Genomic DNA, 21,328 nt, shown 5'->3' with positions numbered 1-21,328 from the left:
CATGATTGTATGGAGTATTGCAAACCAGAAAGGTGGAGTTGGTAAGACTACCACGACAATAACACTAGCAGGGTTGCTCAGCAATCGTGGCAAAAGAGTATTGCTAGTGGATACGGATCCACACGCTTCACTCACCACCTACCTAGGCTATGATTCGGACAGTGTTCCTTCAAGTTTGTTCGATCTTTTTCAATTGAGGGAATACAACGAGCAAACTGTAATGCCTCTCATTATGCAGTCTGATATTGAAGGTGTGGATATTGTGCCCGCTCACATGTCATTGGCTACTTTGGATAGAGTTATGGGGAATAGGAGCGGTATGGGTCTTATGCTCAAACGTGCTCTAATGGCAGTCGAAGAGCATTATGATTATGTTTTGATTGATTGTCCGCCGATTTTGGGAGTCATGATGGTGAATGCTCTAGCTGCGAGTGATAGAGTACTCATTCCTGTTCAGACAGAGTTTCTTGCTATGAAAGGTTTGGAGAGAATGGTTCGAACTTTAGCGATTATGCAGAATTCACGTAGTGAGCCTTTTAACGTAACGATTGTACCTACTATGTACGATAAACGCACTCGCGCCTCGCTTCAGACATTGCAGCAACTAAAGAGAGACTACCCAAATCAGGTTTGGACTTCCGCAATTCCAATTGACACTAAGTTCAGAGATGCCAGCTTGAAACACCTTCCTGTATCTCACTTTGCGTCAGGGAGTCGCGGAGTATTCGCATACAAACAATTGTTGATCTACTTAGAGAGACTTGCCATCGATGACTAATCATTCTTTGCTATCAAGTGAACAAGCGTTAGATGATTACTTCTCTTCATTGTTAGAAGAGTCGGGTGACCTCGAAGATAGACAAGCGCTTGAGGAGAGCGCGCGGTTAAAAGTCGTTTCTGAACCTGATCCACAAGCACAACCTGTGGAAGAGAAAAGTTATCTTAAACGTCCCACTGAAGAAATTGAAGTGCCAAACCTCGAGGACGTGGAAAGGTTACTCGAACAACTTGAGACCAGCAATCCCGTTGCAGAGCTTGACTTAGAAGACACAATGGTTCAGAACACGGCAGATATTGCCCCACCTAAATCATTTGACGAGATTGAAGAGATTCAGGAATGGAACATTGTTGAACCAAAGGTTGAAGTTGACGTTCAACCAGAAGCTGAGATTGAGGTCGCCAACTCTTTGAGCGAACCCTCTCATGAGTATGAATCTTTAGCGCCAGAGATTGAGCCTGAAATTGCTGCAAGTGCGAGTTTGGACGACAATGAAGATGGTGATACCGTTTCACAAGCCGACATTGAACTTGAAACCCAAGCTGGTGATGGTGAACTAGGGGCTTGGAAGTCAACCGAAAGGAACTTAGACTTCCAAGTGCTTTATTTTGATGTCAATAGTGTCACTTTTGCTGTCCCACTCGATGAATTAGGTGGGATACACAAAATAGCAGAGTTAAACCATTTAATAGGGCGACCCGATTGGTACTTGGGGTTACAAACTAGCCGTCAATCACAGCTTGATGTTGTTGATACTGCTAAGTGGGTAATGCCAGAAAAGCTCTCTAACGATGAGCACAAAGAAAAGTATCAATACATCGTCATGTTAGGTGAGAGTGCATGGGGGCTCGCATCAACTAAACTGATGGGGACAGAGTCACTCGAACCCGGAATGATCAGATGGCGTAAAACCGCAGGTAAACGCCCATGGCTGGCCGGGATGGTAAAAGAAAAAATGTGCGCTTTGATCCATGTTGAGGCATTGACAGCTATGCTTAATGCAGGACTCGATGTCAAAGCTTTAGATAATTAGAACATTTATGCCGAATTAGGCTTTAGAGAGGATAAGGTATGTCTCAAACTAATGAAGTGGAAGTAAGAAAAGAACAGTCTAACGACGAAGTGCTTCAGTGGGTGACGTTCCAACTAGAAGAAGAAACCTACGGTATCAATGTAATGCAGGTACGAGAAGTACTGCGTTACACTGAAATTGCTCCAGTTCCAGGCGCTCCAGATTACGTGCTTGGTATTATTAATCTTCGTGGTAATGTCGTGACTGTCATTGATACTCGTTCTCGCTTCGGTCTAATGGAAGGGGAAATTACCGACAATACCCGGATTATCGTCATCGAATCGGAGCATCAGGTCATAGGGATACTGGTAGACAGTGTCGCTGAAGTTGTGTACTTACGTTCATCTGAAATCGATACGACACCAAGTGTTGGTACGGATGAGAGTGCTAAGTTTATCCAAGGCGTTAGCAACAGAGACGGCAAGCTGCTGATACTCGTTGATTTGAACAAGCTACTCACTGACGAAGAGTGGAATGAAATAGAGCACATGTAATGTTTGAAAGTGCAGTTACACACACTCCGGTTATTGCCGGAGCTGTTGTTTTTTTTGTTTTATTGTTTTTAATTGTTTTGCTTCGGGTAAAAATGTCTCAATCCGCTTTGATTAGACGCATTCGGCAAGAGCAGCAGCAGTTGGAAAAAGATCTTCTCAAATCTTCCAAGCAAGTACTTGAAGTACGCTCCGTAGTTGTTGGCTTGGGACAAAAGGTGGGTGAGCAGCAAGATATTATTCAGCACCTTAATGAGCGCATCACGGAGCTAGAGCAAGTTGATAATGATGGAAGATTGTATTCTCGAGCTTCCAAGATGGTAAAGTTAGGCGCTGACATCAACGAACTCATTGAAGAATGTGAGTTACCGAAAGCGGAGGCCGAGCTTATGATGTCGTTACAAAACAAGATAGCAGGTAAGGAAAGAGTTCCACCATTGGAAAGCAGTCCCGAGTCACAAAAATATCGCCAGCCAAAACGTGGAAGGGATTGATAACCCCTCCGACGTTCTTATCCTAACGTATTGTCCACATAAGATTAAAATTTAACAAATTGTTGTTTTATTTCGTGAGCCTCACACTTGTATTTGCCTGTTGATAAAACAAGGCTGTGCTAATATATCATTCTCAGAACTATCCAGAGATTCGTATGCTAGAAGTCTCGCAGCTGACAATAACAAAAGGGGAATATACCCTTTTCGATGCTCTGTCCTTCGCTATTTCCCCAGGTGAACTTGTACAAATTGAGGGGAGAAATGGAACAGGAAAAACGACACTACTTAGACTCCTTATTGGTCTGGGGCAGTATGACAAGGGCTTGATTCAGTGGAAGGGAGCCACCATCCGTTCCAATAGAGAGGAGTTCCATCAGGATCTTTTGTATATCGGTCATCAAACCGGCATTAAGCCAGAACTTACGGCTTTTGAGAACTTAGCCTTTTTTTGCTCAATGCAGCGAATAACCAAATTGGGCAATCAAGAAATATACGATGCCCTGCTCAAGGCTGGGTTAGTTGGAAAAGAAGACATCCCAGTGTCCAAGTTATCTGCGGGTCAACAGAGGCGCGCTGCGCTGGCTCGCTTGTGGCTAAGCGAGCAGATACTTTGGATTCTAGATGAGCCTTTAACTGCGATTGACAAGCAAGGTATGCAAATATTGGAGTCCCTTTTTATACAACATACCAGCAAGGGAGGCATTGTGGTGTTAACAACACATCAAGACATGTTTAAAAATCACCCGAAACTCAGAAAAATAAGACTTGGTGATTCATAAATGTTGGGAATAGCGCTAACTATCATTCGTCGAGAACTATTGATTGCCTATCGTAAACAAGCCGATGTGCTCAATCCTTTGTGGTTTTTTATTATTGTCATCACGTTATTTCCTTTGAGTATAGGTCCTGAGCCACAATTACTAGCCCGCATCGCAGCAGGTATTGTATGGGTGGCCGCGTTACTCTCTGCTTTGTTATCCTTGGAGCGATTATTTCGAGATGACTATAGAGATGGCTCCTTGGAACAATTGATGTTGTTACCCGTTCCTTTATTCGTCGTTATTTTGTGTAAGGTAGCCTCTCATTGGTTGTTGACTGGCTTGCCTTTGATCCTAATTAGCCCAATTTTAGCGATTTTATTATCCCTTGATTTTCAGACTTGGTTGGCCATTGCATTAACCTTACTTCTTGGAACGCCAACATTAAGTTTTATTGGTGCCATAGGTGTGGCGTTGACGGTAGGAATACAGAAAGGAGGAGTTTTGTTAAGCCTGTTAACTTTGCCCTTGTATATACCCGTCTTGATTTTTGCAACGTCCGCAATTGATTCGGCATCACTCGGAGTAGCGTATAACGGACAGTTAGCTATTATGGGTGCTATGGGCGTTGCGGCTTTAACTTTTGCACCGTTTGCTATAGGGACAGCACTACGTATCAGCGTTGACTAATGAATAGATTTGACGAGAAGTCAGAGCAAAGAAACTAAATTACATTAATATAACGATAAGTAAAGCGAGAATGACAATGTGGAAATGGCTCCATCCTTATGCAAAGCCAGAAACAGCATACCAGCTATGCAGTCGATTGCTTCCTTGGTTTTTTACACTAGCGCTCATTTTATTATGCACTGGTACCATATGGGGTTTGGCGTTTGCTCCCTCTGATTATCAACAAGGTGATAGCTTTCGAATTATATACATTCATGTTCCATCAGCTATTTGGTCGATGGGCGTCTACATGTCAATGGCAACTTGCGCGTTTATTGGACTCGTTTGGCAAGTAAAACTTTCTGAAATGGCTGTTTGTGCGATGGCGCCAATTGGTGCTGTGTTTACCGTTATTGCACTGTTCACTGGCGCAACTTGGGGAAAGCCTATGTGGGGCGCTTGGTGGGTGTGGGATGCGCGGCTCACTTCCGAGTTGATTTTATTATTCTTATACCTCGGCGTTATTGCGTTGTACAATGCTTTTGATAATCGACAAGTTGCCGCTAAAGCCGCTGGGGTGTTGGCAGTAGTTGGTGTTGTAAACATACCAATCATCCACTTTTCAGTAGAGTGGTGGAATACGCTTCACCAAGGAGCGAGTATCACGAAATTTGAAAAACCTTCCATTGCAAGCAGCATGCTCTGGCCTTTGTTAATAAACATACTGGGTTTTGCGTGCTTTTTTGCCGCAGTCACAATGATACGTCTTCGCAATGAAATAATTAGCAACGAAAGTCACCGCTCTTGGGTTGTTAAACTCGCCATGCAGCTATCGAATAAGGATCGCTAATATGCACTTTGAAACCTTATATGAATTTCTCCTGATGGGTGGATACGCAAGCTATGTTTGGAGTGCATTTGGCCTGACGTTCTTGTCAATGCTGGTTTTGCTGCTAATTAGCTTACGTAAAAAGCGTATCCTTTTGGCTGAGGTTCAGGCAAGAGTAGATCGACAGGCGCGCATCGATGCAGCCAGTGAGCATAAGGATACATTATGAATCCGAGACGTAAGAAAAGATTAGCGGTTATTTTGAGTATTTTGCTCGGGATCAGCGTGACTGTCGGGTTGATGCTCTATGCGCTTAGCCAAAATATGGACCTTTTTTATACCCCGACTGAATTAGTCGATGGTAAACCCAATGGAACAAAACCTGAGATTGGTCAGCGTTTACGCATCGGAGGCATGGTCGTGGCTGGTAGTGTAAAACGTGACCCGGAATCATTGAGAGTATCATTTTCTCTTCGTGATGTTGGACCTGAAGTTACCGTGGTTTACAACGGGATATTACCCGACTTGTTTCGTGAAGGGCAGGGGATCGTTGCGCAAGGTATTTTGAAAAACTCAACCACGGTTGAGGCATTTGAAGTATTGGCCAAACATGACGAGGAATATATGCCACCGGAAATTGCCGAGGCAATGCAAAAGAACCATCAGCCTTTGGAGTATAGTGAAAAACAGTTAAAAGGAAGTTACTAATGGTTGTTGAAATTGGTCACTTTGCACTTATCCTGTCTTTGGCGCTTGCTTTACTACTGAGCGTTTTGCCTCTTTACGGAGCGACAAAAAATAACCTTGTGCTAATGAACAGTGCTAGACCATTATCTTGGGGAATGTTTGTACTTCTAGCTTTATCGTTTAGTGTTTTGTTGTGGGCTTTCTATACCAACGATTTTACGCTCAAATATGTTGCCGCCAATTCTAATAGCCAGCTTCCCTGGTACTACCGCCTAACTGCCGTGTGGGGGGCGCATGAGGGCTCTCTACTACTATGGGTACTTATTCAAGCAGGTTGGACAGTAGCTGTTGCCTCTTTTAGCCGGGGAATGCCTCAGGAATCAGTGGCGCGGGTTTTAGCCATTATGGGCTTGGTCACTGTCGGCTTCTTACTCTTTATTATTATCACGTCTAATCCATTTTTACGTACCTTGCCTAATTTTCCTGTCGATGGTCGAGATCTTAATCCATTACTGCAAGATCCCGGTTTGATTATCCATCCTCCAATGTTGTACATGGGCTACGTTGGATTCTCTGTTGCGTTCTCTTTTGCAATAGCGTCATTAATGACAGGACGTCTCGATACTGCTTGGGCAAGATGGTCAAGGCCGTGGACCATTGCAGCGTGGTCATTCTTAACTCTGGGCATTGCTTTGGGATCATGGTGGGCATATTACGAGCTTGGATGGGGTGGCTGGTGGTTCTGGGATCCAGTAGAAAACGCGTCATTTATGCCATGGCTTGCTGGTACGGCTTTGATGCATTCGCTGGTCGTCACCGAAAAAAGAGGGACCTTTAAAGCTTGGACTGTGCTATTAGCTATTTCTGCATTTTCTCTGAGCTTGTTGGGTACGTTTTTAGTTCGTTCTGGCATATTGGTGTCAGTGCACGCTTTTGCCTCTGATCCTGCACGTGGTATGTTCATTCTGGCGTTTTTAGTGTTTGTTATCGGTGGGTCTTTATTACTCTTTGCTATCAAGGGTAACTCTATTCGTGTTCGTGGCAAGTTTGACCTTGTATCACGAGAAAATGTATTACTGGCCAACAACGTCATACTTATCGCGGCATTAGTCGTTGTTTTGGTAGGTACCTTGCTTCCCCTTGTTCATAAACAAATAGGATTAGGTTCCGTTTCTATAGGTGCGCCTTTTTTTGACCTGCTTTTTGCTTGGCTGATGATGCCGTTCGCGTTTTTGTTGGGTATTGGACCTCTGATTCGTTGGAAAAGAGACAATCTTTCATCGTTGTATAAGCCATTGATAACAACTGCGATCGGTTCTGCGTTGATCGCCGCAATAATGGTTTATGCGCTAGCTGAGCATTTTATTTTCATGGCATATGTAGGCTGGCTTATGGCGATCTGGATTGTTATGTTACACGGTTACGAATTGCATCAACGCTCGACTCATCGACACACTTTCTTGCATGGCCTAAAAAAAATTCATCACGGTCATTGGGCTATGATGTTGGGCCATATCGGTTTGGCTGTTTCAATCATTGGCATCACAATGGTACAAAATTATAGCATTGAGCGAGATGTGCGCTTGGCTCCAGGAGAGCACTACCAAATCGAGGGCTACGACTTCTACTTTAAAGGACTTCGAGATAAAGACGGCCCTAATTATGACGGTTATGTCGCAGATTTTGATGTGACCTACGACGGAGAGTTCATTAACGAGTTACAGGCAGAGAAGCGTTTTTACACAACAGCGCGCTCGATGATGACGGAGGCGGCGATTGATAGTGGTATCACGCGAGACTTGTATATTGCTTTAGGCGAGAGGCTTGAGGATAAGCGGTCTTGGGCAATAAGAATCTACTATAAACCTTTTGTACGTTGGATCTGGGCTGGCGCTATCTTAATGGCATTGGGCGGAATTATTGCCATCAGTGATAAACGTTATCGTTTTAGAAAGAAAATTCAGCATCAGGTGGCCTCATGAACAACAAACTTCTCTTCATTCCGCTCATCATTTTTGTAGGGTTAGTCACTATCTTTGGCACCCAGTTGCTGAAAAATCAGCATGGGGATGATCCGACTAAGCTTGAGTCAGTGCTGATTGGCAAACCTGTTCCTGAATTTCGTCTAGAAGATTTGGCTGAACCCGGAAAGCTCTATGACCAAGCTATTTTTAAAGGAGAGCCGTTACTTTTAAATGTTTGGGCTACTTGGTGTCCAACATGTTATGCCGAGCACCAATACCTTAACCAACTCGCGGGTCGTGGAATTAAAATTGTCGGGATGAACTACAAAGACGATCGGGTAAAAGCCATTGGTTGGCTTACTGATCTGGGCAACCCTTATCTCATTAGTTTGTTTGACGGTGACGGTATGTTGGGTTTGGATTTAGGTGTTTACGGTGCTCCTGAAACCTTTCTTATCGATGCAAATGGCGTTATTCGCTATCGGCATGTCGGTGATGTGAACCCACGTAATTGGCAACAAACACTAGAGCCCATCTATCAATCTTTGGTTGAGGAAATAAAATCATGAGAGCGTTTTTTCTACTCATTTTATCGCTCTTTTTTTCTATAGGCGCCCAAGCTGCGATTGAGGTGTATGAGTTCGACTCTACCGAACAAGAACAGCAATTTAAAGAGCTTGGTAGCCTTTTGCGTTGCCCAAAATGTCAGAATAACACTATTGCAGATTCAAATGCTGAGCTTGCTGTTGATTTGCGAAATAAAGTTTATCAGATGACAAAAGAAGGTCAGTCAAAGCATGAGATTATTGATTACATGACCGCACGTTATGGTAATTTCGTCACTTACAATCCTCCTTTTACCATCGCCACTTCTATTCTTTGGCTTGGACCACTGAGTGTTATTATTATCGGGTTTGGCTTTATTTTTCTACGAAGTCGTCGCGATAAGTCCAGTAATAGCAATCAGGAATGGGGTGCAGTCCAAGAAGCTCGCTTGAATGCTTTGCTGGATGACCAAAAGACGAAACAAGAGGCTCAAGAGGAAGACAGTTAATGACATTATTTTGGATCTCTACTTGTGTGGTTGTTTTGGTGAGTCTGTTTTTTGTGATTTTTCCTATGATTCAGCGCAGTTCATTAGACAGACAACTTCAACGTGATGAATTGAATAAGGCGTTTTATAAAAATCGTCTTTCTGAGCTCGAAGAGGAAAATAACGAAGGTCTGGTTGATAACCAAGAAGAATTGGTTGAAGAGCTTAAACAGTCACTACTGGATGATATTCCGGAAAAAAAAGTCAGTGGTCATGTTATTAGTCGCTCATGGCCGTTTTTTCTGTTGTCTTCTTTATTTGTCATTGCCTTATCTTACGGTTTATACGCTCAGTTTGGTGCCTCTGGTCGTGTCGATGACTGGCAAAAAATCAGTGATCGCTTACCTGAATTATCGAAAAAACTATTGTCACCGGAAAGCCCAGTTCTTACCGATCAAGAAATGCAAGATCTCACTTTAGCACTTCGTACGCGGCTTCACTACAGTCCACAAGATTCGACGGGCTGGCTGCTTCTAGGACGCATTGCGATTGCGAATCGGGATGTTGAAACGGCAATAGGTGCGATGCAAAAGGCTAACAAGCTGAAAAAAAATGATGTAGACATCATGTTGGGTTATGCTCAGGCATTAATGCTATCGGGTGATGATACTGACCGCAATCAGGCAAGAGAACTTCTAATAGCGCTTGTTCAGCGAGATTCAGTTGATTTGCGAGTCTTCTCATTGTTGGCTTACGATGCCTTTGATAGAAAAGACTACACCGGAGCGATAAAATACTGGAGTGCAATGCAAAAAATGGTAGGTGCCTCTGATGACCGTTACATCATGCTTTCACGTAATATTGAAGAGGCAAATAGGCAGTTAGCTCAGATGAAGGGCACCACCGAGGTCGTAAAGGTGAAGGTATTATTGTCTTCAGAGGTAACCCCAAGTGAGAATGCTGCTCTGATTGTATCAATTCACTCGGCGGACGGCGCTTCGATGCCAGTGGCGGCAGCACGATACCCATCTAATGATTTTCCAATTGAGGTCACGTTAAGTGATGTAAACAGCATGCTTCCAGAACGAAAACTATCGTCACTTGATCAATTTTTAGTCCGTGCTCGTCTTGATAGTGATGGTAATGTTGCTACTAAAAGAGGTGACTGGTACGGTGAGAGTAATGTGATTGAAAAGGGTAAAATTGTAGTACTTACAATTAACCAGCAGTACTGATAGAATCTTCAAAAATCTGGTAATAGATGTGATATTACCAACACTGGATTAAGTAATGAACAGCATATTTAATTGGCGAGGATTGTTCCTGATTCTCGCGATATCTTCCCTAGCAGGTTGTGCAAGTGCCCCTGATGGCACTGAGAGCAGTGACTCTGGAGTTTCGGATCCACTCGAGGGGTTTAACCGTTCGATGTGGACCTTAAATCAAGATTATCTGGACCCATATTTTGTGCGGCCAGTTTCCCTGGCGTATGTCAATTATGTACCTACACCAGTCCGCTCTGGATTAGGCAACTTTTTTGCTAACTTAGATGAGCCTGCCAGTATGATCAATAACCTACTTATGGGTAATGGTCGTAAGGCCCTCGATCATTTTAATCGCTTTTGGATTAACTCAACCTTTGGCTTGTTGGGGCTTATAGATGTTGCTACAGAGGCCGGGATCAGCGCTCATAATGATAAATCGTTTGGTGATGCGGTCGGGCATTATGGAGTCGGAAATGGACCCTATGTTATGGTTCCAGGCTACGGCCCTTGGACTGTTAGGGAGTCAGCTGATTTGGTTGATTCTACCTATGTTCCTCTCTCTCTGCTGAATATTTGGGCTGGCTTAGGTAAGTGGGCAATCGAAGGTATGGAGTCACGGGCTGCCTTGGTGAGCCAAGAGCCTCAGCTTGAAAACTCTCCCGATCCATACTCTCTGGTTAGAGATGCGTATATTCAACATCAAGATTTTAAAGCTGAAGTTGAAAAAGACGATTATGATGCGGCTGAAGAAGAGTATCTTGACGAATATCTTGACGATTACTAAAATAAAAAAGGCTTGGGTGACCAAGCCTTTTTTTATCGCTGTTAGAAGATGTAATTGGCTTGAAGTCCAACTAGCCAGATATTACCGCTGACTTCACCAGTGAACTCTCCCGCAAGCGCTTGAGCTGTATTATCAGAGGCATAACCACGAGATTCTCTAATCGATGCATCTCTTGCAATCATATACGTTAGTCCGGCATCGAGAGTGAATTGCTGGGTAACCTCATAGCTAGCACCCAAGCTTAACCAAGTTCGGTCAGTTTCTGGAATCGTCGTTGTACGATTTTTATCGTCAACTGCTGAAGTATCGTAGGCAAGGCCCGAGCGCAGTAGGAGTTTAGGGTCTAGTTGATACGTTGCGCCTATGGCAAAACGGTAGTTATCCTTCCAATGTTCTTCTTTAACAGTTTGGCTTCCTTTGGTATTGAGCTGTGCTTCAAGTTTTTCAAAACTGCTCCAATCTGTCCAGTTGACACTGGCATGGAGGGCAAGCTTATCGTTGATCTGATGATAGCTTGCGAGCTCCGCGGTAGCCGGTAAGGCCAAGTCCATCGAACCATTATCTCGTTGATCGTTAAAAAGACCAAAACCAGCGCCGGTGGCGTAGCCTTCAAGTTTCAGTTTTACCTCGGATTTATAAGTAAAACCCAAGCGGTGGTCAGAATTAATTTGCCAAGCCGTCCCTATTTGCCAACCGAAGGCGTTGTCATCCCCTTCCATATATTTCAGCTTGGTACCTTGAGGAAAAGCAAAAACAGCGCCAGTTAATGGGTTTTGTGCGATGTTCTTTGCGGGTGCAGATGCGCCAAAGCTTCCTTCTCCTTGAACGTAGCGCAGTCCTCCTCCCAAACTCCATTCGGGAGTAAGTTTATAGCCAAGATTGAGATTGGCTTCCATCGTTTTTACACTGGCTTCATTTCCAAAATGGGAAGCCGCAAAATCGTTGCCTAGGTTTGTCTCCATGCCATAGTTAGTACCAAGCGCGAAACCGAGCGCAAGCGCATCTGAGTAGCGGTGTGAGATATACAGATTGGGGATCACAGCCGCATCGGCAAAGTCATGAGCGTTGGCTGGTGTTTGTCCCATTCTAGGGTTTGCACTTTTCGAGCCGTCAACTTGACCTGTTAGATCAATATTTGGATTGACATAGATTGCGCCAGTAGAAATCTGCGTTCCTTCCAGATAGGTGAGCATGGCAGGGTTACGCCATTGTGTACTGGCATTATCTGCGATAGCTGCCTCTCCAGCATAGGCACGGCCAAGACCTGTGGCAGAGTATTCTGCCAGTTGAAATCCAGCGGCACTGACCATAGCTGATGGCGTTATTAAACCACTGATGATGGCCAGAGAAAGAAGCTTTTTGTTGGTTTTCATTGTCATACTCACTTAATGATTTGCGTAGCATGATAATAAAATTAGAGTCATTACTTTAAAAATAAAAAGCACCATAAGGGCGTGATTTAGGATTTTATAAAGGAAATCGACTTTTGGTAGAGAATCATTCGGCAAGAAAAATACGCAGATCACACTTTTAGCGCACGTGTGTAAGATCAAAATGTTAGATTAGGTAACAGTTGTTCGCTCAAGCAAATAAAAAAGCCAGCATGTCGCTGGCTTTTTCGATATAAAATTTAAGCTTAGAATTTGTGCGTGTACTGCAAGCCAAACAACATCGCGGTAGCTTTGGTCGTCGTGTCAAGAGTGATATTACCGTTGGTAGTCTGTATGATATCACTGACTTTTTTGTCTTTACCAACAAGGTAGGTAAAGCCGGCATCTAAAGTTTGGTCTTTACTGATATGGTAAGAAGCACCTATCGAGAACCAATTGCGATCAGAATCTGGTACAGAGACAGAAGTTAGGCTGTCTTGTACACCTTGGTCATACATATAACCTGCGCGTGCTTCCCACTCATCGTTAATATAGTAGGTGCCACCAATGGCGTAGTGGAAAGTATCTTGCCATTTATAATCTTTGAGTTTGACTCCGTTGGTAGTCTCTAAGCGCTCAAATGAGCTCCACTCAATCCATTGCAAGCTGTAGTGCACAGCAAATTGGGTATCTTTAATGCGATGGTAACCAGAGAACTCAGCCATTGAAGGTAGTGGTATTTTTAGGTCGCCGATGTCCTTATTGCCTGCATATTCAACTGTGCCGCTGACTTCTTTTTCTGGGCTGTAGTGGTAGCTTAATCCGAAACGGTTATTTTCGTCCATTTCAAACACGGTACCAAGGTTAAAACCAACTGTGGTAGCTGATGCATCAACGTTAGTGAAAGTAAAGCTTCCATTAGTTCCCGTTGCGCCACCATTGACTAAAGTCGTCATGTTAGTGGACTTTCTTTTCAGCTCTCCTTCGCCATAAATAACGTCAATTCCACCACCGATACTCCATTGCTCATTAATGCGGTAAGAACCGTTTAACGCAAAGTTAGTCGTTTTCACATTAGTAGTACCACCAAAAGCATCAGCGCCCGGGATTGGAGTCGTGCCAGCTGTTGGCCCTGCTGTGATTGTTGAGATCACCCCCGTCCCTTTACCCCAGCTATCATCAAATTCATTGGTGGTGCCAAAATTAGAATAGATACCTAAACCAACCGCAAATTCATCATTAATTGGGTGAACAACATAAAAATTCGGTACAACGGAAGTTGCATCATTGGTTGTTCCGGAGACGGATTGGGAACCAGCAAGAGCATCAAATCCAGCAGGTCTGGTGTAAGTGCCATCTTTAACTTTTACTTTAGAGTCGATGACATTGACACCTAATGATATTTCGGTGCGATCAAATAAAGCCATTGCAGCAGCGTTGCGAGACATAACAGAGGCGTTATCAGCGATAACAGCATCACCAGCAAAAGCACGGCCAAGACCTGTGGCCGATTGAGAATTCAGTTGAAAACCTGCAGCAAGCGTTTGTTGCGACGCAAGAGTAGCGGTGGCAATGGTCACTGCAAGAAGTGATTTTTGAAACAGACGCGTCTTGTTCATTGGTGCTTTCCTTTTCGCTTCGCCTCTATTATTGGGCGATATTAGAAGTAAATAAAAATCCAGAGAAGGCCGAATTTCGCTTTCAATTATACAGGATAGAGCTCTGACCATTAGCGATATGGATGATAAAATTATGGAAATGGAGAATATCTGGCAAGAAAATAGGATAAAATTGCTTTTTTTAGAGTTAAGACTCTATTTTTTGTTTAAAAAAATGGCTTGAAATAGTGCTTCAAGCCATGATGAAAGTCACAAAATGTTATCTTTTTGTTAAATGATAGGTTTGATGATTTTAGATAGATTTTCAGCGATGTTCGCTAGATTTTCGTTCTCATCACCAACAAGTATTAAACTGGTCTCACCCATAGGTTCAATGAATCCAGCCATGCCTTTCTCATTAAAATCACGAGTATTCTCAGAGCTGATACGGGTTAAAAATAGTGTTACCTTACCTTTATCACCCTGAAACACCATGTGCACTGCATTAGTATGACCAAAACCACAATGATTGAGGTAATAAACGTGGTAGGGGAAAGTTTTAGATAGTTGATAAGCGAAGGGCAACATTTTGGCATTAATTTGTGATGAAGGGACCTGCTCGTCAATTGAACTGACAAACGCTTTTTCATTGAGTACGTGGTCCATGGCCGTTGCTTCTAAAGAGGCTTGTGCCGGTTTCACAATAAAGTTGCCCCAATTAACCTGTCCAACAAGTAATCCAACGACAAAAGCGACTGAAGCCGCCATCGCCATTGCGCGGCGAGCAAAGTTTGGCGTTACCAAGTTATCTTCATGGGTTGAGGTGTGAGTAAATAGGATCCGATCGGCCAGATCATCCGGAGCATCGACCGACATGGCTTTGGATATTTTTTTATCCAGTTCCATGACCTCATCAACGAATTGTGCGTTTTTGTCACTGGCATTAATGGCAGCACTCACCTCTGGGTCACGATTTTTTGGATCGGACATAATGCGGCGACGAAATTCTAATTCATCCATTTTGCTGCCCCTTCTGTGTGTTGCTTGAATCCAACATATCTTTGAGTTGATTTCTGGCTCGGAATAAACGTGTCATTACGGTGTTCTTATTTAAATCAAGGATTTCACTGATTTCATCACCACTGAACCCACCAATTACTTGCAAAAATAGTGGCTCTCGATACTCTTCCTCAAGTTTCATTATTTGAGCCTGCACCCATTGGTTTTGATGGTAGGGATCATCGGAGACTCTTGCATCGTGTGCGTGATCATCGATATCCACTAACTCAAATTGTTTACGCTCAAAGCGGCGAGCATTTTCACGGCGTAATATCGTAATTAGCCAAGACTTTGCCGCTTTTTCATCTTGTAGGCTATCGAGTGACTTCCATGCGCGTAGGCAAGTTTCTTGTACCAAGTCTTCTGCAATACTGCCATCTTTACATAGCCAATAGGCGTAGCGATACAGGTCCCTATGATAGGCCCGAACTAGCGCTTCATATTTTCTTTGTCTGTCCATATCCGAGTTGACCGGAGTACTGGACTTTTTCTTTCCAAAAAAGTCAATAATTGACATCTTTCGCCACCTTGATCCGATAGACTCGATTGGTACGATTTACAACACATCATGTGTTATCGATTAGGACTATTAATACCAAAGTTTATCATACCAAGCTTATCTCCTTTACCAAAGAAATAGCCGAGTCAGACAGAGGTAATTTTAGTCACTTTTAGATCCTATACCCAAGTGACATTAAAATGCAGGATTCAGAGCGATGCCACAGTGTTGAGTCCAAAGAAAGTAGCATCGTAAAATAGCGAATTCTCTCTAACTTGTTTGATGATGAATTTCGCTCTTTTAACCTCACGAAGAGATGAGCTGTCTGTAAATCATTGGGTAGTACCAGAATATTATATCCAAGTATGTTGTGGTCGCTCAGGTATAAGGCTTGTTTTTTGTGTATTTGACCGCAATTCATAAAGTATGGGGAGTGGGGAGGTAAAAACAAGTTAGGCTTCTCATTCCTAGTGTGGTTAATTTTGTGCACAGTTTGAGAGTCGAGTGTCTTTCAACTGGGTTTAAGTCACGTTTATTTAAACGAGCGTTTGATTGGCTTAACATTCTCGTTACAATGGTTCTGGTCAGACCTCTATTTATTAAGGAGTAATAATGAGCAAGCAAGAAGTCAAAACTCGCTCAGGTGAACGCGTCGCAATTGTTGCAGGGTTGCGAACCCCGTTTGCACGCCAAAGCACAGAATTTAGTCAGGTGCCCGCCGTCGACTTGGGCAAGATGGTTGTGAGTGACATGCTTGCTCGCACAGACATCGATCCAAAACTAATCGAACAAGTGGTCTTTGGTCAGGTAGTACAAATGCCAGAAGCGCCTAATATCGCACGAGAAATTGTGCTCGGGACGGGGATGAATATCCATACCGATGCTTACAGTGTGACTCGAGCATGTGCAACCAGTTTTCAGTCTGCCGTGAACGTCGCCGAAAGTATTATGGCTGGCACCATTGATGTCGGTATTGCCGGAGGTGCAGACTCCTCGTCAGTATTGCCGATTGGTGTTTCGAAGAAGCTCGCCGCAAATTTACTGGCATTAAGTAAAACCAAAACAATAGGCCAAAAACTTAAAGTGTTAAAAAACCTATCGTTTAAAGATCTGATGCCTGTTCCTCCAGCCGTTGCTGAATACTCAACGGGGTTGTCTATGGGACAAACCGCTGAGCAAATGGCAAAATCACACGGTATCACACGTCAAGCGCAAGACGAGCTTGCTCATCGGTCTCATATGCTAGCTGCTAAAGCATGGCAAGAAGGTAAGATTGAAGGTGAGGTCATGACGGCATTTCCTGAACCTTACAAAAAGTGGATCATGAAGGATAACAATATCCGAGAAGACTCAACGGTTGAGGGCTATGCAAAACTACGCCCGGCATTTGATCGCCAGTATGGTAGCGTTACTGCTGCAAACAGTACTCCGCTAACCGATGGTGCTGCGGCTGTTATGTTGATGCGCGAAGGGCGAGCGAAAGAACTTGGCCTTGAGATCATGGGTTATATCCGTTCTTATGCATTTTCAGCGATTGGTGTTGAACAAGATATGCTGATGGGGCCATCTTACGCAACACCGATTGCTCTTGACCGTGCTGGTATTACGCTTGCCGATCTGACTTTAATTGATATGCATGAGGCATTTGCTGCTCAAGCATTGTCCAACGTTAAAATGTTTGCTAGTGAAACTTTTGCCAGAGAAAAATTGGGTCGCTCCAGCGCCATTGGTGAAATTGATATGGATAAATTTAACGTGCTTGGCGGGTCTATTGCCTACGGGCATCCGTTTGCCGCAACCGGCGCACGCATGATGACACAAACATTGAGAGAACTAAAACGTCGTGGCGGCGGTCTGGCATTGAATACAGCTTGTGCTGCTGGTGGCTTGGGTGCTGCTATGATTTTGGAGGTAGAATAATGACTGAGCAAACTGCATTTAAACTATCAATTGATGAGCAAAATATTGCTTGGTTATCTATCGATGTCGTTGGCGAGAAGATGAATACCCTGCAAGCGGCTTTCGCTCAGGAGATGGAGGCGATTTTTGCTCAGTTAAGTGAAGCAGGGAAGGGTATTAAGGGCTTGGTGATCCATTCACTTAAGCCCGATAACTTTATTGCGGGTGCCGATGTTCGCATGCTTGAAGCGTGCAAAAGTGCAGAAGAAGCACAGGCCTTGGCTGAAAAAGGCCAACAAATGTTCCAACAACTTTCTGATTTACCGTATCCAGTGGTCGCCGCTATACATGGCCCCTGTTTGGGTGGCGGACTGGAACTCGCACTCGCTTGTGACTATCGAATCAGTACTGATTCTGGGAAGACTAAGCTTGGTCTTCCTGAAGTTCAACTCGGCTTACTTCCAGGCTCAGGTGGTACACAACGCCTGCCTCGTTTAATTGGTTTGCTTCCCTCTTTAGATCTGATCTTAACCGGTAAGCAGCTTCGAGCAAAAAAAGCGAAAAAGCTGGGTATTGTTGATGCTGTTGTTCCTGAGACTATTTTGTTAGAAGTTGCGAAAAGCTTTGTTGAAAAAAATACAGGTAAAAATAAAGCTAAACAAAAAGTCTCTACTAAAGAGAAGCTTATTGCCAATACAGGTCTTGGTCGTAAGGTGATTTTTGAGCAAGCGACCAAAAAGACCCATGAGAAAACACGGGGTAACTACCCAGCGGCTGATGCTATTTTAGAAGTGATTCGGTTTGGTCTCGAAAAAGGCTTTGAACAGGGACAAAAGAAAGAAGCGCAGAGATTTGGTGAGTTAGTCATGACCCCAGAATCGAAAGCACTACGTTCTATTTTCTTTGCTACGACCGAAATGAAAAAAGATCTTGGTAGCGAGGCGTCACCCACAAAGATAGAGCGCGCAGCCGTATTAGGCGGTGGTCTTATGGGCGCTGGAATTAGCCACGTGAGCGTTGCTAAAGCAAAGGTGCCTGTACGCATTAAAGATGTCTCTAATGATGGCGTACTGAATGCCATGCAATACAACTACAAGTTGTTCGAGAAACAAAAGAAACGTCGCATCATTTCGAAAGCTCAATTGCAAAGTCAAATGTTGCAGTTGTCGGGTGGTGTTGATTTTACGCGTTTTAAACACACCGATATTGTTATCGAAGCAGTGTTCGAAGATCTAGAGCTCAAGCAAACTATGGTGTCGGATGTTGAGCAAAACGCAAAGCCCACCGCTATTTTTGCTACTAACACGTCATCATTACCGATCAAGCAGATCGCAGAGAAAGCGGCCAGACCCGAGAACGTTGTTGGTCTTCACTATTTCAGCCCAGTTGAAAAAATGCCTTTAGTCGAAGTTATCCCTCATGAAGGAACTTCCGCTGAGACAGTGGCGACTGTGGTTGAGTTTGCACGCAAGCAAGGTAAAACGCCGATTGTGGTCAAAGATTGTGCGGGCTTCTACGTCAACCGTATCCTTGCGCCGTATATGAATGAGGCGGCTCAGGTGCTTATGGCGAACGAGCCAATCGAATCACTCGATAAAGCATTATTAAACTTCGGTTTCCCCGTTGGTCCTATTACTCTTCTTGATGAAGTGGGCGTCGATATTGGAGCGAAGATTATCCCGATTTTGGTTAATGAACTCGGTGAGCGATTCAAAGGCCCTGACGTATTCGATAAGTTACTCAATGATAACCGTAAGGGTCGTAAGAGCGGTAAAGGCTTTTATACCTACAAGGGTAAAAAGAAAGAAGTCGATAAGTCTGTCTATAAATTGTTAGGTCTCAACCCAGAAGCCAAACAAAGCGAGAAAGATATGGCTCTTCGATGTGTGCTACCAATGCTAAATGAAGCGGTTCGCTGTCTGGATGAAGGAATTATCCGCAGTCCAAGGGATGGGGATATCGGAGCGATATTCGGCATCGGTTTCCCTCCATTCTTAGGTGGTCCCTTCCGATACATGGATCAGATTGGTTTAGCCAAATTAGTTGAAATAATGAATGATCATGCGACTCAATACGGTGACCGCTTCGCGCCATGCGATGGTCTATTGACTCGTGCGGGCTTAGAGCAATCATTTTACCCATAACATTATAATGAGAGATTAGGCGAGCCATTAGGTTCGCCTTTTTTTGCTCAGCCAGTTATCATCTGTGTCAAATTCAAACATGCATAAAAGGATCTCAAATGGACGCATTAGAGCTATTGCTTAATCGTCGTTCGATTGCCAAATTATCTGCCCCCGCGCCAACAGGGCAAGTATTAGAAAATATTCTGCGAGCAGGTTTACGTGCGCCCGACCACGCCAACCTGACACCTTGGCGCTTCGTTGTTGCAGAGGGCGAGGGGTTAAATACCTTGTCATCGATATTGGTCAAAGCGGCTGAAACTGAAGAGAGTGACGCATCTGTTATCGAGAAGCTAAAAAATGCTCCCTTCCGCGCTCCTATGGTGATCACAGTTATTGCTAAAGTGACCCCGCATGATAACGTTCCCGCGATTGAGCAGCATATATCTGCAGGTTGCGCAGCTCAAGCGATGCAAATGGCCGCTGTTGCACAGGGCTTTCAGGGCTTTTGGCGATCAGGAAAGTGGATGTTTCACGAAGAGGTGCGCCAAGCATTTGGTCTTACTGGTGACGATGAGATTGTCGGGTTCTTATATATTGGTACGCCAGGCTGCTCACCAATGAAGATACCTGAGCGTGATTTGCAGCAGTTTGTTGAATATCTATAACTATACCCAAGTGACTTCAAAATGCAGGATTCAGAGCGACGCCACAGTGTTGAGTTCAAGGAAAATAACGCAGCGTAATAGTCGACTCTTACCAAGTTGTTTGACGATGAAATCAGCACTGTGGCACGCTCCCAGAGGGCGAGTTGTCTTGCTTTACATGCATCGTTACCGATTTTCAATTTAGATGACTAGATTTTCAAATCGTTGCCTTGCCTGTAAAGCAAGCTATTCTCGCTGAACCTAGCATCTTGAGGTTACTTGGGTATAAGTGACTTCAAAATGCAGGTTTCAGAGCGGTGACATTGCGTCGAGTTCTAGAAAAAAGCTTGGCTTATGCCAAGCTTTTTATTTTTCAGCTTTTGCCAAAGGCAATGGCAAAATCAATGAATAAGCGAACCTTTTCTGGGAGGTGATCTTTATGATTGTAAAGCATGTAGACTTCCCGAGGGTTGGCACTCCAGTCCTCTAATACTCGGACAAGGCTGCCATCGTCGGTATACTCTTTCAGCATAACGTCTGGCATCAGAGTAATACCCAGCCCTGCAGAACAAGCCAATCTTACGACATCAAGAGTATCCGCCTGTATCCGGCCTTTGTCATTATTGACAATACTTTCACCAGTTTTATTCGAGAGTTGCCATTTTAATAATGGTGAGCCCTTCAGCAAAGAGTGTTGATGTAATTCTTCTGCATGTTTAGGTGCAGGGCAGCGGCTTAAATACTCTGGGCTTGCCACTAAGATATCAGCCACAGAGCCTATTTTCCGAGCAATCAGGCTAGAGTCCCGCTGTGGGCCAACACGGAAAATAACGTCCCACTCTGTTGGATCTAACTGCTCAGCATGATTACTGGTTGTCAGTTCAATATTGATGTCTGGGTATTGTGCCATAAACCCATTAAAAATCGGCATTAACAGGCGTTTAGTCAGATTTGAAGGTGCGATAATACGAATTTTACCTGCAGCTCCACGACATTCGTCTGTTAGTTCTTCGGTCGCTGAAGTCAGTCGATTGAGTAATGGAGAACACTCTTGGTAAAACCGTTCTCCAGCTTCTGTTAATGAAAGTTTACGAGCATGGCGGTTGAGTAGACGAAGATTAAGAGAGTCCTCCAACGCCTGAATGCGTCGGGTTATTGTCGCAACAGGAATCATTGTCTTTCTGGAAGTCGCAGTGTAACTGCCATTTTCTACCACTAGTCTAAACAGGTTGAGATCATCGAGTTTCATTTTATCAGACACACATTTCGGTAGTGAGGATCGAGTTATCTTTATATCAAATGTGTGAGC

Annotated in this window: 22 protein-coding genes; 17 read left to right on the top strand and 5 right to left on the bottom strand. The window is 43.9% G+C overall.

The annotated features are described in order from the left end of the window. Nucleotide 1 precedes the first annotated feature (1 nt). The 14 genes from RH40_RS04465 to RH40_RS04400 all read left to right on the top strand — a co-directional run bounded on the left by RH40_RS04465 (nt 2) and on the right by RH40_RS04400 (nt 10,824). Nucleotides 2-778: a ParA family protein gene (locus RH40_RS04465; RefSeq protein ID WP_009600173.1), complete on the top strand. Its 777-nt coding sequence runs from the start codon at nt 2-4 to the stop codon at nt 776-778. Further along, entirely contained in the window at nt 771-1,811 is a 1,041-nt protein-coding gene (locus tag RH40_RS04460; RefSeq protein WP_009600172.1) for a chemotaxis protein CheW, read from the top strand. The genes RH40_RS04465 and RH40_RS04460 overlap by 8 nt, the downstream gene beginning before the upstream one ends. A 38-nt stretch (nt 1,812-1,849) precedes the next feature. Then, a complete protein-coding gene (locus tag RH40_RS04455) occupies nt 1,850-2,344 on the top strand; it encodes a chemotaxis protein CheW (RefSeq protein WP_009600171.1) in 495 nt (164 codons plus the stop codon). Further along, nucleotides 2,344-2,835 (top strand): DUF2802 domain-containing protein, encoded by a 492-nt coding sequence (locus RH40_RS04450; RefSeq protein WP_009600170.1) that lies wholly within the window; start codon nt 2,344-2,346, stop codon nt 2,833-2,835. The genes RH40_RS04455 and RH40_RS04450 overlap by 1 nt, the downstream gene beginning before the upstream one ends. A gap of 155 nt (nt 2,836-2,990) precedes the next feature. Continuing rightward, complete coding sequence (gene ccmA / locus RH40_RS04445; protein ID WP_009600169.1) at nt 2,991-3,614, top strand: cytochrome c biogenesis heme-transporting ATPase CcmA; 624 nt, start codon at nt 2,991-2,993, stop codon at nt 3,612-3,614. Continuing rightward, entirely contained in the window at nt 3,615-4,283 is a 669-nt protein-coding gene (gene ccmB / locus RH40_RS04440) for a heme exporter protein CcmB (RefSeq protein WP_009600168.1), read from the top strand. Nucleotides 4,284-4,359: 76 nt separating this feature from the next. After that, entirely contained in the window at nt 4,360-5,112 is a 753-nt protein-coding gene (locus tag RH40_RS04435) for a heme ABC transporter permease (RefSeq protein ID WP_009600167.1), read from the top strand. Nucleotide 5,113: 1 nt separating this feature from the next. Beyond that, on the top strand, nt 5,114-5,320 hold the full coding sequence (gene ccmD / locus RH40_RS04430) for a heme exporter protein CcmD (protein ID WP_009600166.1): 207 nt from the start codon (nt 5,114-5,116) through the stop codon (nt 5,318-5,320). Continuing rightward, entirely contained in the window at nt 5,317-5,799 is a 483-nt protein-coding gene (gene ccmE, locus RH40_RS04425) for a cytochrome c maturation protein CcmE (protein ID WP_009600165.1), read from the top strand. Before ccmD ends, ccmE begins: the two co-directional genes overlap by 4 nt. Next, nucleotides 5,799-7,760 (top strand): heme lyase CcmF/NrfE family subunit, encoded by a 1,962-nt coding sequence (locus RH40_RS04420; RefSeq protein ID WP_009600164.1) that lies wholly within the window; start codon nt 5,799-5,801, stop codon nt 7,758-7,760. Before ccmE ends, RH40_RS04420 begins: the two co-directional genes overlap by 1 nt. Continuing rightward, a complete protein-coding gene (locus tag RH40_RS04415; protein ID WP_009600163.1) occupies nt 7,757-8,311 on the top strand; it encodes a DsbE family thiol:disulfide interchange protein in 555 nt (184 codons plus the stop codon). Before RH40_RS04420 ends, RH40_RS04415 begins: the two co-directional genes overlap by 4 nt. Continuing rightward, entirely contained in the window at nt 8,308-8,796 is a 489-nt protein-coding gene (locus RH40_RS04410) for a cytochrome c-type biogenesis protein (RefSeq protein WP_009600162.1), read from the top strand. The genes RH40_RS04415 and RH40_RS04410 overlap by 4 nt, the downstream gene beginning before the upstream one ends. Continuing rightward, the gene (gene ccmI / locus RH40_RS04405) at nt 8,796-10,010 is read left to right on the top strand and encodes a c-type cytochrome biogenesis protein CcmI (protein ID WP_009600161.1); all 1,215 of its coding nucleotides are present in this window, start codon (nt 8,796-8,798) and stop codon (nt 10,008-10,010) included. Before RH40_RS04410 ends, ccmI begins: the two co-directional genes overlap by 1 nt. 55 nt (nt 10,011-10,065) lie before the next feature. Beyond that, the gene (locus RH40_RS04400; RefSeq protein ID WP_009600160.1) at nt 10,066-10,824 is read left to right on the top strand and encodes an MlaA family lipoprotein; all 759 of its coding nucleotides are present in this window, start codon (nt 10,066-10,068) and stop codon (nt 10,822-10,824) included. Between the two features lie 41 nt (nt 10,825-10,865). Here the strand turns inward: RH40_RS04400 and RH40_RS04395 are convergent, their stop codons facing one another. The 4 genes from RH40_RS04395 to RH40_RS04380 form a co-directional block, all read right to left on the bottom strand. Then, on the bottom strand, nt 10,866-12,197 hold the full coding sequence (locus RH40_RS04395; protein WP_009600159.1) for an outer membrane protein transport protein: 1,332 nt from the start codon (nt 12,195-12,197) through the stop codon (nt 10,866-10,868). 263 nt (nt 12,198-12,460) lie between these two features. Next, nucleotides 12,461-13,813, bottom strand: a complete 1,353-nt coding sequence (locus RH40_RS04390; protein ID WP_009600158.1) for an outer membrane protein transport protein — start codon at nt 13,811-13,813, stop codon at nt 12,461-12,463. Between the two features lie 270 nt (nt 13,814-14,083). Further along, nucleotides 14,084-14,812: a DUF3379 domain-containing protein gene (locus RH40_RS04385; protein WP_009600156.1), complete on the bottom strand. Its 729-nt coding sequence runs from the start codon at nt 14,810-14,812 to the stop codon at nt 14,084-14,086. After that, nucleotides 14,805-15,368, bottom strand: coding sequence for a sigma-70 family RNA polymerase sigma factor (locus RH40_RS04380; protein ID WP_009600155.1), 564 nt, complete (start codon nt 15,366-15,368; stop codon nt 14,805-14,807). The genes RH40_RS04385 and RH40_RS04380 overlap by 8 nt, the downstream gene beginning before the upstream one ends. Nucleotides 15,369-15,962: 594 nt before the next feature. Between RH40_RS04380 and fadI the strand changes: the two genes are divergently transcribed. From fadI to RH40_RS04365, 3 genes are all read left to right on the top strand, one after another. Further along, on the top strand, nt 15,963-17,270 hold the full coding sequence (fadI, locus tag RH40_RS04375; protein WP_009600154.1) for an acetyl-CoA C-acyltransferase FadI: 1,308 nt from the start codon (nt 15,963-15,965) through the stop codon (nt 17,268-17,270). Continuing rightward, on the top strand, nt 17,270-19,393 hold the full coding sequence (gene fadJ, locus RH40_RS04370; RefSeq protein WP_009600153.1) for a fatty acid oxidation complex subunit alpha FadJ: 2,124 nt from the start codon (nt 17,270-17,272) through the stop codon (nt 19,391-19,393). Before fadI ends, fadJ begins: the two co-directional genes overlap by 1 nt. A gap of 98 nt (nt 19,394-19,491) precedes the next feature. After that, nucleotides 19,492-20,040 carry an NAD(P)H nitroreductase gene (locus tag RH40_RS04365; RefSeq protein ID WP_009600152.1) on the top strand — a complete coding sequence of 183 codons (549 nt, stop codon included), beginning with the start codon at nt 19,492-19,494 and terminating at the stop codon, nt 20,038-20,040. A 352-nt stretch (nt 20,041-20,392) separates the two neighbouring features. Here the strand turns inward: RH40_RS04365 and RH40_RS04360 are convergent, their stop codons facing one another. Next, nucleotides 20,393-21,268: a LysR family transcriptional regulator gene (locus RH40_RS04360; protein WP_009600151.1), complete on the bottom strand. Its 876-nt coding sequence runs from the start codon at nt 21,266-21,268 to the stop codon at nt 20,393-20,395. Between the last annotated feature and the right edge of the window lie 60 nt (nt 21,269-21,328).

The organism is Vibrio caribbeanicus ATCC BAA-2122 (assembly GCF_000165125.1).
Classification (GTDB): Bacteria; Pseudomonadota; Gammaproteobacteria; order Enterobacterales; family Vibrionaceae; genus Vibrio; species Vibrio caribbeanicus.
This window is presented reverse-complemented; position numbering and strand designations above follow the sequence as displayed.